Source organism: Vibrio navarrensis, from assembly GCF_015767675.1.
Classification (GTDB): Bacteria; Pseudomonadota; Gammaproteobacteria; order Enterobacterales; family Vibrionaceae; genus Vibrio.
The window spans coordinates 3229771-3244510 of record NZ_CP065217.1 but is presented as its reverse complement, the minus strand read 5'-3'; the positions used below and the strand labels follow the sequence as shown (position 1 = coordinate 3244510).

Here is a 14740-nt window from a genome sequence, read left to right as displayed (position 1 = left end):
AAGTATGCATGTGTTTTTTCACTCTTTTGGACCCTGGCTGTGTGAACAAAAAATGACTGCAAGACGCGTAATTCGGTGCTAGAATCCTTTTTTAACTATCAATCAGATTTGGAAAGATGGCAAATAACGTAGTCGTTCTGGGCACCCAATGGGGTGACGAAGGTAAAGGCAAAATCGTTGACCTTTTGACTGAAGATGCAAAGTATGTGGTTCGCTACCAAGGCGGTCACAATGCTGGTCACACTCTTGTAATCGACGGTGAGAAAACCGTTCTCCACTTAATCCCATCAGGTATTCTGCGTAATAACGTTAAATGCGTTATCGGTAACGGCGTTGTGCTTTCACCTGAAGCGCTCATCAAAGAGATGAAACCTCTTGAAGAGCGTGGTATTCCAGTTCGCGAACGTCTGTTCATTTCTGAAGCTTGTCCTCTGATTCTTCAATACCACGTTGCGCTCGACCAAGCGCGTGAAATTGCGCGTGGTAAGAAAGCGATTGGTACTACGGGTCGTGGTATTGGTCCAGCGTACGAAGATAAAGTGGCTCGCCGCGGTCTGCGCGTGGGTGACTTGTTCGATATGGTATCCTTTGCAGAAAAACTGAAAGAAGTGATGGAGTACCATAACTTCCAACTCGTGAACTTCTACAAAGCGGAACCAGTAAGCTACGATGAAGTGCTTGAGCAAGCAAAAGGTTATGCTGAGCTGCTTACGTCTATGGTGATTGACGTGACTGACGAACTTGACGCAGCACGTAAGCGTGGCGACAAGATCATGTTCGAAGGTGCTCAAGGAACGCTACTCGACATCGACCACGGTACTTACCCCTACGTGACTTCATCTAACACCACTGCTGGTGGTGTGGCTGCAGGCTCTGGTTTTGGTCCTCGTTACCTAGGTTACATTCTGGGTATCGCAAAAGCTTACTGTACGCGCGTTGGTGCCGGCCCATTCCCAACCGAACTGTTTGACGATGTCGGTGAGCACTTAGGTGTGAAAGGGCATGAGTTTGGTGCAACCACTGGTCGTAAGCGTCGTTGTGGCTGGTTTGACGCTGTTGCGATGCGTCGCGCGATTCAAATCAACTCAGTGTCTGGTTTCTGCCTGACTAAGTTGGATGTACTGGATGGCCTGAAAGAGCTGAAAATTTGTACCGCTTACCAAATGGAAGATGGTTCAATTCTAGAAGTCTCTCCAATGGCGGCTGAAGCGTTTGAGAAAGCGACGCCACTCTACGAAACCATGCCGGGTTGGTCAGAGAGTACTTTTGGCGCTAAATCACTGGCAGATTTACCAAAAGCGGCGATCGATTACATCAAGCGTATCGAAGAACTCACTGGCGTACCGGTAGACATTATCTCTACTGGCCCAGATCGCAATGAGACCATCATTAAGGTTCACCCATTCGAATCTTAATCTTTGCTCACGAATGATAAGAAACCGACCACGATGGTCGGTTTTTTTATCCCAACAGTTTGTCTTGTGCTTTTTTTGAGCTAACTGGTGCAAATGTCATCACGGCGTGGCAATCTATTGCCTGTGGATGGCAACTTTTGTCTAAAGCTGTGCGATACGGTGCCGATAATGTTATCAAGCCCGCGAGATCCTCCGGAGATCCTGGTTGCCAGATAAACATTAAAGAGTGATGAATATGAAATTACGAACGGTGGCTGCTTCGCTACTGTTGGTGTTGAGTGCTCCTTTTACTAAAGCCAGTGTTGCTGATGTCGGGGTGCCAGTACCCATCTATACCGAAGCAGAGCTTATCAAGCTGATTGAGCAGAATAAGCACCTGGAACGAGTACGGGCAGACAATTGTCAGCTGGTGGAAGATATTGTCGCGCGTGCTACACGGATCAGCTTACCCGCGTACGAGTTTCTGTACGGTGATATGTTGGCGTGGGGTGTGTGTGTTGACCAAGACGTCGAACTCGGTCTCTACTACATGGAAAATGCCGCGCATCAAGGCTTACCTGCTGCGCTAGAGCAATTGGGTCGTTACTATTCACGTGGAACTTTGGTGCAACAAGATAAAGAGCGCGCCATTCCTTACTTACGTGAGGCCGCTGCCATGGGCAATTTAAATGCTCGGATACACCTAGCGGAGCTACTACTTCGTGATTATGGCAGCCCTTTAGACTACGAAGACGCCTATCGCTGGCTATATAACTCCGTCACGGCGGATCAAAGGCAGCATCAGCGCATCTCAATGTTGCGGCAAGGTTTGGAGCAGCGCATGCCAGAGAACATTATTGCCAGAGCCAAGCGGCGCGACACCTTCTGGTAGCAATCAAATTTTCTCACTCTTTATAATAAAGCCCACTTCGCTGAGTGGGCTTTGTTGTTGTGCGCCGAGCATGGCGTTGATCTAGGAGGTGAAAGTCCTCTACGGGCTCAGTCGAGCGAGAACCGTTAGCCTATGCAAGGGTGTTCACCGTGAGGTGAAACCTGAAGGAAGCAAACGGCAAAACTTGGTTGTGACGAACAGAAACCTGATAGTAGGCCTGTACAACTTGGGTAACCTAGCAATAGATAGAATAGCCCAATGCCTCGACGGGAAGTGTGTATAGGTAAATCAGGCATGACCAAGGGAAAGAGCAACGTCTTACCTCGGGAGAGCTCATTGCCTGTCTCAGATGAGACCAACACAGCAGTGATGTTGTGTGATGGGCAATGAGAAGTCAGCAGAAGGCATAGTACTTTGAGGAAGTACAACTCAAAGGAAGGCCAGAACTGAATATATCAAGAAGCAGTCACTATTTACTCAATGATGTGGAGTCATAGCAAGATGGAAAACATCTCTACGTCCCAATAGGCAATACCGCAAGTAAAGCTCATGGTCACGAAGAATGACAAGCATGATCGGCGTAGAAAGGAGGACGAGTCTTGGTGACCCCCACTCCGCTGATGGAACAAATCAGCTCCTCAGCGAATTTGAACCATGCCCTTCGACGCGTGAAGAAGAACAAGGGGTGCGCAGGTGTCGACAGACTCGACATCACAGCGACCATCTCTAAACTTCGACAAGCTTCAAATGGGCAAGCGCTCCGCCAGAGTCTTCTGGACGGAAGCTACCAACCTCAACCAGTTCTGGGTGTAGAAATCCCCAAGCCGAATGGTGGCGTCAGGCAATTAGGTATCCCTACGGTACTGGATAGGATAGTCCAACAGGCGATCACATCAGTACTGTCAGAGCTCTATGAGCCGACGTTCTCCAACAGCAGCTACGGGTTCAGGCCGAACCGCAGTGCGCATCATGCGCTTGCGGCAGCAAGCCGCTATATCAGAGAAGGGCGGGGTTATGTAGTGGATATCGATCTAGCCAAATACTTCGACACGGTGAACCATGATAGGCTGATGCACAGATTATCTAAGGACATTAGTGATAAACGAGTATTAAAGCTCATCAGGTCCTATCTACAGGCAGGCTTAATGCGAGATGGGTTAGTAGAGCGAAGACAACGAGGAACACCACAGGGTGGGCCATTATCTCCGTTACTTTCCAATATTGTATTAGATGAACTGGACAAAGAGTTAGAGCGAAGAGGGCATAAGTTCTGTCGATATGCAGATGACTGCCAAATCTACGTTCTTAGTGAGGAAGCCGCCCATCGAGTCAAAGAGTCGATAACGGAGTTCTTGGAGCAGAAGCTAAAGCTCACGGTAAATCGTGAGAAAAGTGCAGCAACAAGAGTGACGGAGCGAGCTTACCTAAGCCATAGCTTCAAGATAGACGGAACCCTCCAGATATCAAAATCGGCACAAGCTCAAATGAAGAAGCGAGTGCGGAAAATAACGAAGCGAAATCGAGGTCGAGAGTTGTCGGTAATCCTCACCGAGTTAACCCAATACCTACGAGGTTGGCAGCACTACTTCAAGCTCGCCATAGGTCAAAGTGCGATGCAGCGCTTAGACGAATGGATACGGCGTCGGTTGAGATGCTACCGCCTGAAACAGCGCAAACGCAGATACAGCATAGCGACATGGTTACAACGACAAGGTGTAACAGAGCGAAATGCGTGGAAGCTGGCGATGTCAGATAAAGGGTGGTGGCGCTTAGCACTCTCGCCCCAGTTGAATCACGCAATGCCAATCAAATGGTTCGAGGAGAGGGGGCTTTACTCATTGAGAGATGGGTATGAGTCACTAAAAGTGTATTCGGAACCGCCGTATGCGACCCACGCTTGTACGGTGGTGTGAGAGGACGGAGGCCGTGAGGCCTCCTCCTACTCGATTCTGTTGAGTCTTAATGTTCAACTAGCCAAGTTACATCACTTTATGTGGGCCAAAACACTCGTAATGGATTCGCTCGCTGGTGAGACCAAGCGTGACCAACTGCTTGGCGGCATATTGCATAAAGCCAATGGGTCCACAAAGGTAAACTTGCGCATGCTCTGCTTGTAGCTTGTCGCGAATCTCATCAAGATTGACCAAACCCGTGAAATGGAAATCATCGCCGAGACGGTCTTCGGTACTTGGCTGATTGTACCAAATTGCCGTCTGTCCTTGTTCGAGCTTGGAAACTAAAGCCTTGGCGTGTTGTTTAAAGGCGTGCTGCTGGCCATTTTCCGTTGCATGCACCCAAGTAAGCGGCGCTCGATGCTCAGATAAGCTTTCCAGCATAGCAAGCATTGGAGTTAGACCGACACCTGCAGAGATAAGCACGACTGGAGTTTGGGGCGTGATGTCGAGGTAAAAATCCCCCGCAGGTGCGGTGAGCTTGACTGTTTCGCCTACTTGCAGTGTATCGTGCAGATAGTTGGATACCAAACCGCTGGGCTCACGTTTCACAGAAATACGATAGACCCCCTCTTGTGGCGCACTTGATAAACTGTATTGACGGATCTCTTGATGCTCAAGGCTTGGGTGCTGGATATGAATGCCAATGTATTGCCCCGGTTTATAGCGAGCAACATTTAAGCCATCGGTGGGTTTGAAAACGAAGCTGCAAATGGTGCTGCTTTCATAGTGTTTATCGATCAATTCAAATTCGCGTACTCCACGCCATCCGCCTTCTTGCGCTTCATTATGCTGATAAATCTGCTCTTCTCGGGCAATAAAGACATTGGCTAGCACGCCATATGCTTCGGCCCATGCATCGAGCACCGCTTCTCCTGGCGAAAAAAGTTCATCAATGGTGGCAAGCAAGTGGCTGCCAACAATCTGGTATTGCTCGGCAGAGATGAGAAAGCTGGAATGCTTGTGGGCGATTTTTTCGACCGATCCTAGTAGGGCAGGAAGGTTGTGGATGTTGTTGGCATACGCGCAAATTGCATTAAACAAAGCTTCTCGCTGATCGCCGTTACGCTGATTACTCATGTTAAAAATTTCTTTGAGCTCGGGGTGATGGGTAAACATGCGTTGGTAGAAATGCGCGGTCAATTGAGGACCCGTTTTTGCCAGAAGTGGCGCGGTGGATTTAACAATCTGGATGGTGTTTTCGCTGAGCATAGCGGACTTCCTTTGAAGAGAGTGAGCAGTTTTTTATTAGTAATAAGTTTTAAGTTGCATTATCAATGCATGTTTAAAGTTGTATCTCAAATGTATCTTTCACGCAAGAAAAGTTTTAGACTTTCAAAACAACACAGGAGAGCAAAATGCAACTGACCAGTTTTACCGATTACGGTTTACGTACCCTGATTTATCTTGCTTCCTTACCAGAAAATCAATTGACTAATATTACCGAAGTAACTGATCTATTTTCAGTTTCTCGAAACCATCTAGTGAAGGTGATTAATCGTCTTGGTCAACTCGGCTACATCCAAACCGTGCGAGGAAAAAACGGCGGTATTTGTCTCAATCGTCCGGCTAGCACGATCTCGGTCGGGGAGGTAGTGAGAGACTTAGAACCTTTGGTACTGGTGAACTGTTCAGCCGAGTTTTGTCACATCACCCCTGCATGCCGTTTAAAAGAGCGATTGGCGCGTGCAAAACAAGCGTTTTTAGCGGAACTGGATCAATGCACGATTGACGATTTATTGAGTGATAATGCAGAACTGATGATTCTTCTTGCTAGAGCGTAGCCATTCTTTTTCAAAGCAATTCTGTAGCTTATCGAGAGACTCGGATATACTAACGCTATACCTTCCTTGCTAAATAGGCGTGCCTATGTCAGACGTAATTCAAAACGATCCTTTTGCTGATCGTGAATCAGAAAACTACGAAAATCCCATTCCGAGCAGGGAGTTCATTCTTGAATTCCTCGCGCAGGCTGGCGTTCCGATGAATCGCAACGATTTGTTTGAAGCGCTGCATCTCAAAGATGAAGAACAGTACGAAGGGCTAAGACGCCGCTTGCGTGCCATGGAGCGCGACGGGCAATTGGTGTTTACGCGTCGTCAGTGCTATGCCTTGCCTGAAAAGCTGGAAATGATCAAAGGTTACGTGATTGGACACAAAGACGGGCACGGCTGGGTAAGGCCGGATGGCAGCACCAACAAAGATGATGACATCTTGCTGCCACACCACCAGATGCGTAGCGTGATCCACGGCGATTATGTTTTGGTGCAACCGACCGACAACAGCAAGCGAGGGCGTCGTGAAGGTCGTCTTGTACGCATTCTTGAAGAGCGTCAATCGCAAATCGTCGGCCGTTTCTTCCTTGAGTATGGCTACTCTTATGTGGTGCCAGATGACTCGCGCATTAGCCAAGATATTCTGATCCCGAATGAACTGAAAGCGGGTGCGCGTATGGGCAACGTGGTCGTTATTGAGATCACCGACCGTGGTGCCCGCTCTCGTGGCATGATGGGCAAAGTAGTGGAAGTCTTAGGCGAGAACATGGCGCCGGGCATGGAGACGCAGATTGCGATTCGCACCCACCAGATCCCACACGAATGGCCGCAGGAAGTGGAAAAGCAAATCGCCAACTTAGGCGAAGAAGTGCCTGAAGAGGCCAAAGTTGGGCGCGTGGATCTGCGCCAACTGCCACTCGTTACCATTGATGGTGAAGATGCACGCGACTTCGACGATGCCGTTTACTGCGAGAAGAAAAAAGGCGGTGGCTGGCGCTTGTGGGTAGCGATTGCCGATGTGAGTTACTACGTGCGTCCAGATACGGCGCTCGACAAAGAAGCCATTAACCGCGGTAACTCCGTCTACTTCCCGTCTCAGGTTGTTCCGATGTTGCCGGAAGTACTGTCAAATGGCTTGTGTTCTTTGAACCCCCAAGTCGATCGCCTCTGCATGGTGTGCGAAATGACCATTTCCGACACCGGCAAACTCTCAGGGTACAAACATTACGAAGCCGTGATGAATTCGCACGCCCGTTTGACCTACACCAAGGTGAGCGACATTCTTGAGGGCGATGAGGAGTTACGTGAACGCTACGCAGCGTTAGTACCGCATCTGGAAGAGCTGCATGCGATGTACAAAGTGCTCAAAGCGGCTCGTGATCAGCGCGGTGCGATTGAGTTTGAAACGGTGGAAACCAAGTTCATTTTCAACCCTGAGCGCAAGATAGAAAGCATTGAACCTGTGATTCGCAATGACGCACACAAGATCATCGAAGAGTGTATGATCATGGCGAACATCGCTTCGGCCTCTTTGGTGGAAAAAGCCAAAGAGCCCGCTCTGTACCGCGTTCACGAATCTCCTGGAGAGCTGCGTTTGCAAGGTTTCCGCGACTTTCTCAGCGAGCTAGGGCTTGATCTGAAAGGTGGCTTAGAACCCTCGCCGACCGATTACGCTGATCTGGTCAAACAGATCGGTGAGCGAGCCGATAAAGAGTTGATCCAAACCATGCTGCTGCGCTCGATGAAGCAGGCGGTATACAATGCCGACAACGCGGGTCACTTTGGCTTGGCGCTGAAGCGTTACGCGCACTTTACCTCGCCTATCCGCCGCTATCCGGATCTCTTGCTGCATCGTGCAATCAAATACCTGATTGCCAAAGAAGAGGGGCGTAATCAGGACCGTTGGACGCCGACGGGCGGTTATCACTACTCTTTCGATGACATGGATTTCTACGGTGAGCAGTGCTCGATGACTGAACGCCGTGCTGATGATGCGACTCGCGAGGTGGCTGATTGGCTTAAGTGTGAGTACATGCAAGATCACGTTGGCGATGAACTCGACGGTGTGATTGCCAATGTCACCAGTTTTGGTTTCTTTGTGCGCTTAACCGAGCTGCACATCGATGGCTTAGTGCACATTTCGACGTTAGCGAACGACTACTATCAGTTTGATCCGATTGGCCAGCGATTGATCGGAGAAAGCTTCGGGCACATCTATCGTCTCGGCGATGCCGTGAAAGTGAAGGTGCTGTCGGTCAATCTGGACGCTAGACAAATTGACTTTGAATTGGTTGAAACCAGCCGTAAGCTACGCGGCGAAGGGAAAACCGCGAAAAAACGTGTTGCTGAAGCGAAAGAAAAGGCCAAAGCGAAGAAAAAAGGCATCGCTAAGGCCTCTGGCAAAGCCATGCACCATGAGCCAGTGATCGAGCCGACCAAACGTCCTGCCCCCGTTGAAGGGGCAGACAAAAAGCAGAAAGTAAAAAAAGCGCGTAAGAAAAAACCACACAGTAAGCCAAAGAAAACCAAGCACAACGCAAAAGCGGCTGAGTGAGCAGGCAGTGGTCTTCTACACGAGTAAACAGGTTAAGCAATGAGTAATGAATTTATTTACGGTATTCACGCGGTAAAAGCGGTTTTAGCGCGTGAGCCAGAACGTTTTATTGAAGCCTATGTGCTGAAAGGCCGTCAGGACGATCGCCTGATGCCGATTTTAAGCGAGCTGCAAATGGTGGGTGTTTCCATTCAGCAAATGGCACGCAAAACCTTAGATGACAAAGCGCATGGCGCGAACCATCAGGGCATTATCGCCAAAGTGAAACCCGCTAAGCAGTTGAACGAAAACGATCTGGATGACATTTTAGCTCAGCATACGACGCCACTATTGCTGGTGTTGGATGGGGTGACCGATCCGCATAACTTAGGCGCGTGTCTACGTAATGCGGACGCGGCTGGTGTGGCTGCGGTGATTGTGCCGAAAGACAAATCAGCGCCAATGACCGCGACGGTGAGCAAAGTGGCGTGCGGCGCAGCCGAAACGGTGCCGCTTATTCGCGTGACCAACTTAGCGCGCACCATGCGTCATCTGCAGGAAAAAGGCATCTGGTTTGTTGGCACGGCCGGTGAGGCGACGCACGATATTTATCAAGCTAAATTGACTGGCCCGTTGGCGATAGTCATGGGCGCTGAAGGTGACGGCATGCGCCGCTTGACCCGGGAAACGTGCGATGACTTAATCAAAATTCCGATGGCGGGCAGTGTCTCTAGCCTCAATGTATCGGTGGCGTCAGGTATTTGCCTTTTTGAAGCGGTGCGTCAGAGACTGGCGTCACAGTAAGCAGGCAGGTATAGTAGCCGTAACGGTCATATAGAAAGGATGGGCATGCCCATCCTTCGTTTTTTAGAGAGTTTCCATTTTATGTTTCAACAAGACATTCAACTGATCGCTTTCGATCTTGATGGCACATTGCTTGACAGCGTGCCTGATCTGGCGGTCGCCGCGGATCAAGCGGTGCAAGCCTTGGGCTTTCCTAGTGTGAGTGAAGTGCAGGTGCGCGATTACGTTGGCAACGGGGCTGATATCTTGATTGGTCGTGCGCTGAGTCAAAACTTGACCATTGATCCGAGTTTGAGTGATGAGCTACGTGGCAAAGCGCGCGAGCTGTTTGACGATTTCTATCAGCAGACAGGGCATCGCTTGAGTCATTTGTACCCGACGGTCAAAGAGACGCTGCAAGAGCTGCATCGTGCGGGCATAAAAATGGCGCTGGTTACCAATAAACCGAGCAAATTTGTTCCTGATGTTTTAGTGCAACACGGTATCGCCGACTATTTTGTGGATGTGATCGGTGGAGATACTTTTGCTGAGCGCAAGCCCAACCCGATGGCGCTCAACTGGCTGCTGGAAAAGCATCAATTGGATGCTGCGCAAATGCTGATGGTCGGCGACTCGAAAAACGACATTCTTGCGGCGAAAAATGCTGGTTGTGCCTCGTTTGGTTTGACGTATGGCTATAATCACGGAGAGCCAATAGCCAACTCCAACCCTGATTATGTCGCGGATTCTTTAGCCCAACTGCTTGATGTGGTGCTCGTTTCTGCTTGAAGTGCGATTCGTCTCGGCCCAATGCAGTGAAAACCACTAGAAAAATACTCATCAATGAGTACACTGAGGAAACCGTGCGCCGAGTCTGCACGGTTTTTCATTTATTTAAGATTAAGAAGTCAAAGGAAGCATTTCATGAGCAAACCCATTGTATTGAGTGGTGTTCAACCGTCAGGTGAACTAAGTATCGGTAACTACTTGGGTGCTCTACGTCAATGGCAGCAGATGCAAGACGACTATGATTGCCAATATTGCGTGGTTGATCTTCATGCCATCACGGTTCGACAAGATCCGAAAGCATTGCATGAGGCGACTCTGGACGCTCTGGCTATCTGTCTCGCTGTTGGTGTTGATCCGAAGAAGAGCACGCTATTTGTTCAGTCCCATGTACCAGAGCATGCTCAGCTTGGTTGGCTTCTTAACTGCTACACACAAATGGGCGAATTGAGCCGCATGACTCAGTTTAAAGACAAATCTGCCCGTTATGCCAACGATGTGAACGTCGGCTTATTTGGCTACCCAGTATTGATGGCGGCAGATATCCTCCTTTACGGTGCGCACCAAGTACCCGTGGGCAGCGATCAGAAGCAACATCTAGAACTGGCACGCGATATTGCCACTCGTTTCAACAACATCTACGCACCAGAAAACCCGATTTTCACTATTCCTGAGCCATACATTCCAACCGTGAACGCACGCGTGATGAGCTTGCAGGATGCGACGAAGAAGATGTCGAAATCGGATGACAACCGCAAAAACGTGATCACTCTGCTGGAAGATCCAAAATCGATCCTCAAGAAGATCAACAAAGCGCAAACGGATACCGAAACGCCGCCACGCATCGCCCATGATTGGGATAACAAAGCGGGCATCTCGAATCTGATGGGGTTGTACTCAGCAGCCACAGGGATGAGCTTTGCAGAGATCGAAGCCAAGTACCAAGGCGTGGAAATGTATGGTCCATTTAAGAAAGACGTTGGTGAAGCACTGGTGGCGATGCTTGAGCCGATTCAAGCCGAGTACCATCGCATTCGCCAAGATCGCACTTATATGAATGAAGTGATGCGTCAAGGTGCAGAAAAAGCGTCGGCACGCGCCGCACAAACATTGAAACAAGTTTATCAAGCCGTGGGTTTTGTGACGCGTCCATAAATCAGAAATATTTTGCAAATAATAAAAGGTCGCCAATCAGTGCGGCCTTTTTTATTATTGTGCGCCGAGCATGGCGTTGATCTAGGAGGTGAAAGTCCTCTACGGGCTCAGTCGAGCGAGAACCGTTAGCCTATGCAAGGGTGTTCACCGTGAGGTGAAACCTGAAGGAAGCAAACGGCAAAACTTGGTTGTGACGAACAGAAACCTGATAGTAGGCCTGTACAACTTGGGTAACCTAGCAATAGATAGAATAGCCCAATGCCTCGACGGGAAGTGTGTATAGGTAAATCAGGCATGACCAAGGGAAAGAGCAACGTCTTACCTCGGGAGAGCTCATTGCCTGTCTCAGATGAGACCAACACAGCAGTGATGTTGTGTGATGGGCAATGAGAAGTCAGCAGAAGGCATAGTACTTTGAGGAAGTACAACTCAAAGGAAGGCCAGAACTGAATATATCAAGAAGCAGTCACTATTTACTCAATGATGTGGAGTCATAGCAAGATGGAAAACATCTCTACGTCCCAATAGGCAATACCGCAAGTAAAGCTCATGGTCACGAAGAATGACAAGCATGATCGGCGTAGAAAGGAGGACGAGTCTTGGTGACCCCCACTCCGCTGATGGAACAAATCAGCTCCTCAGCGAATTTGAACCATGCCCTTCGACGCGTGAAGAAGAACAAGGGGTGCGCAGGTGTCGACAGACTCGACATCACAGCGACCATCTCTAAACTTCGACAAGCTTCAAATGGGCAAGCGCTCCGCCAGAGTCTTCTGGACGGAAGCTACCAACCTCAACCAGTTCTGGGTGTAGAAATCCCCAAGCCGAATGGTGGCGTCAGGCAATTAGGTATCCCTACGGTACTGGATAGGATAGTCCAACAGGCGATCACATCAGTACTGTCAGAGCTCTATGAGCCGACGTTCTCCAACAGCAGCTACGGGTTCAGGCCGAACCGCAGTGCGCATCATGCGCTTGCGGCAGCAAGCCGCTATATCAGAGAAGGGCGGGGTTATGTAGTGGATATCGATCTAGCCAAATACTTCGACACGGTGAACCATGATAGGCTGATGCACAGATTATCTAAGGACATTAGTGATAAACGAGTATTAAAGCTCATCAGGTCCTATCTACAGGCAGGCTTAATGCGAGATGGGTTAGTAGAGCGAAGACAACGAGGAACACCACAGGGTGGGCCATTATCTCCGTTACTTTCCAATATTGTATTAGATGAACTGGACAAAGAGTTAGAGCGAAGAGGGCATAAGTTCTGTCGATATGCAGATGACTGCCAAATCTACGTTCTTAGTGAGGAAGCCGCCCATCGAGTCAAAGAGTCGATAACGGAGTTCTTGGAGCAGAAGCTAAAGCTCACGGTAAATCGTGAGAAAAGTGCAGCAACAAGAGTGACGGAGCGAGCTTACCTAAGCCATAGCTTCAAGATAGACGGAACCCTCCAGATATCAAAATCGGCACAAGCTCAAATGAAGAAGCGAGTGCGGAAAATAACGAAGCGAAATCGAGGTCGAGAGTTGTCGGTAATCCTCACCGAGTTAACCCAATACCTACGAGGTTGGCAGCACTACTTCAAGCTCGCCATAGGTCAAAGTGCGATGCAGCGCTTAGACGAATGGATACGGCGTCGGTTGAGATGCTACCGCCTGAAACAGCGCAAACGCAGATACAGCATAGCGACATGGTTACAACGACAAGGTGTAACAGAGCGAAATGCGTGGAAGCTGGCGATGTCAGATAAAGGGTGGTGGCGCTTAGCACTCTCGCCCCAGTTGAATCACGCAATGCCAATCAAATGGTTCGAGGAGAGGGGGCTTTACTCATTGAGAGATGGGTATGAGTCACTAAAAGTGTATTCGGAACCGCCGTATGCGACCCACGCTTGTACGGTGGTGTGAGAGGACGGAGGCCGTGAGGCCTCCTCCTACTCGATTCTTGCTCGCACTAATATACCTATCGCTAATATATCCCGCCTCTTTATCATATTTGAAAATTCAAAACTGAGCGTTTGCTCTAACTTTGAAAATGTTGAGTTATTGTTGATTATATTAACAACGATATTTGTTGAAAGTATAAAACCCTTCGTATTAATACTTTTATAATTGTGAAACATTTCGCATTTAATATGCTTATCTCTTTTCTTTTTGCATAAAAGAGAGACATTAGTCCAGTTTAGATAAGATCTGGTTAAACGGAACCTCTCCTCGCAGCGAAAGAAGCGAGCACGGCTTTGTGTGCCTAAAATTTGACCGATAAATATCCTGTTGGCCAATCAATGAAATAACAGAGCCCTGTTTACCATACAGAACATCATTCCAAGTTGGATTTTAAGATACAAGGAAATAGCAATGTTAAAACGAAATGCAGTGGCAATAGCGATATCTTCGCTATGTATGGCGACCGCAGTGAATGCTGCCACTATTTATCAGGATGATAATGGTGATTACCTGAAATTATATGGTGAAGTCGGCGTTGGCGGTCATATCGGGGCAAATTTTGAATACGGCGAGTTTTTCAAAGACCAAAGCTTCATCGACGACTCATTCGCTACCATGGGCGTTCGCGGCAAAAACGATCGCATGCACTACCGTTTAGAGCTCGATTACGAACGTGAAAACTGGGCAGGTGGTTCGGGCGATTTAGTGCTGAGTATCGACAAACTTTTTATCGGCTATGACGTGGTTCAAAGTCAGCGATTTAGCCAATACGTTGAAGTGGGCCTGACCGATACGGCGTTTGATGACTACGACAACTGGGGTGACCTGACCTTTGATACCACGGTGGAAACTGGCGAAGCAGGCGACCAAGACATCACGGCCAAGTACGAAGGGCAATTCTTCACCTACCTCAAAACGGGTGTCTCTTATACCTATGGTGGTAAATCTTCTTCTGGTGACGAGTTAGGCGATATTGTTAACGGCTATATTGGTTTCTTCCACGACAGCTTCTCTGTCGTGCTTGGCCTAGAAGGCCGTGGTGGTTCAGACGGTGCAACAAAATACGGCGAGCAACGCCTAGTTGGTCTGGGCGCTCGATTTGCTGTCACCGATACCATCCATCTTGGTATCAATGGTTTCTTCGAGAAAGAAGATATTGCACAGAACAAAGACTTACAGTCTGTAGATACTACTACAGGGAAGAAAACCTACATTCACAATGAATATGAAACAGAAGAAAACAAGGGCTACCTTGCTTCTGCAAAATACATTTTCAGCAAGAACTTGGAGTTCACTGCTTCCTATAACTTTGAAGAGTATGAGAAGTGGGGAAAAAACAATCAGAAGTTAAATGCGAACCAGTATAGCTGGGGTGATAGCCGCACGTGGGGCACCGTTGGCGTGAACTACAAACCAACCAAATCCAGTGTGATTGCGCTTGAGTTAAACGCAGGTGAAGCCGCACAAGATGCCTATGCGTATGCGCGCGTTTACTTCTAATCGTGTCAGAGGGAATGA

At 48.7% G+C, this 14740-nt stretch carries 11 protein-coding genes; 10 read left to right on the top strand and 1 reads right to left on the bottom strand.

The features are described 5' to 3' along the window. The first annotated feature begins 116 nt into the window (after positions 1-116). From I3X05_RS15335 to ltrA (I3X05_RS15325), 3 genes are all read left to right on the top strand, one after another. Positions 117-1415: an adenylosuccinate synthase gene (locus I3X05_RS15335; protein ID WP_045569678.1), complete on the top strand. Its 1299-nt coding sequence runs from the start codon at positions 117-119 to the stop codon at positions 1413-1415. A gap of 235 nt (positions 1416-1650) precedes the next feature. After that, positions 1651-2286, top strand: a complete 636-nt coding sequence (gene motX, locus I3X05_RS15330; protein ID WP_045569679.1) for a flagellar protein MotX — start codon at positions 1651-1653, stop codon at positions 2284-2286. Between the two features lie 620 nt (positions 2287-2906). After that, complete coding sequence (gene ltrA, locus I3X05_RS15325) at positions 2907-4199, top strand: group II intron reverse transcriptase/maturase (RefSeq protein ID WP_193158283.1); 1293 nt, start codon at positions 2907-2909, stop codon at positions 4197-4199. Positions 4200-4265: 66 nt separating this feature from the next. Here ltrA (I3X05_RS15325) and hmpA read toward each other — a convergent pair whose 3' ends face one another. After that, positions 4266-5450: an NO-inducible flavohemoprotein gene (gene hmpA / locus I3X05_RS15320; protein ID WP_337970845.1), complete on the bottom strand. Its 1185-nt coding sequence runs from the start codon at positions 5448-5450 to the stop codon at positions 4266-4268. Positions 5451-5596: 146 nt separating this feature from the next. Here hmpA and nsrR point away from each other — a divergent pair, with 146 nt between their 5' ends. The 7 genes from nsrR to I3X05_RS15285 all read left to right on the top strand — a co-directional run bounded on the left by nsrR (position 5597) and on the right by I3X05_RS15285 (position 14722). Beyond that, a complete protein-coding gene (nsrR, locus tag I3X05_RS15315) occupies positions 5597-6022 on the top strand; it encodes a nitric oxide-sensing transcriptional repressor NsrR (RefSeq protein ID WP_045569681.1) in 426 nt (141 codons plus the stop codon). Between the two features lie 85 nt (positions 6023-6107). Continuing rightward, complete coding sequence (gene rnr, locus I3X05_RS15310) at positions 6108-8567, top strand: ribonuclease R (protein WP_193186045.1); 2460 nt, start codon at positions 6108-6110, stop codon at positions 8565-8567. A 39-nt stretch (positions 8568-8606) separates the two neighbouring features. Next, positions 8607-9350 (top strand): 23S rRNA (guanosine(2251)-2'-O)-methyltransferase RlmB, encoded by a 744-nt coding sequence (gene rlmB, locus I3X05_RS15305; RefSeq protein WP_045569683.1) that lies wholly within the window; start codon positions 8607-8609, stop codon positions 9348-9350. Between the two features lie 81 nt (positions 9351-9431). Continuing rightward, the gene (locus I3X05_RS15300; protein WP_158134668.1) at positions 9432-10118 is read left to right on the top strand and encodes a phosphoglycolate phosphatase; all 687 of its coding nucleotides are present in this window, start codon (positions 9432-9434) and stop codon (positions 10116-10118) included. A 135-nt stretch (positions 10119-10253) separates the two neighbouring features. After that, positions 10254-11270, top strand: a complete 1017-nt coding sequence (trpS, locus tag I3X05_RS15295) for a tryptophan--tRNA ligase (protein ID WP_193167230.1) — start codon at positions 10254-10256, stop codon at positions 11268-11270. 620 nt (positions 11271-11890) lie between these two features. After that, entirely contained in the window at positions 11891-13183 is a 1293-nt protein-coding gene (ltrA, locus tag I3X05_RS15290) for a group II intron reverse transcriptase/maturase (RefSeq protein ID WP_193158283.1), read from the top strand. Between the two features lie 450 nt (positions 13184-13633). Next, entirely contained in the window at positions 13634-14722 is a 1089-nt protein-coding gene (locus I3X05_RS15285) for a hypothetical protein (protein ID WP_045569686.1), read from the top strand. Positions 14723-14740: the final 18 nt, after the last annotated feature.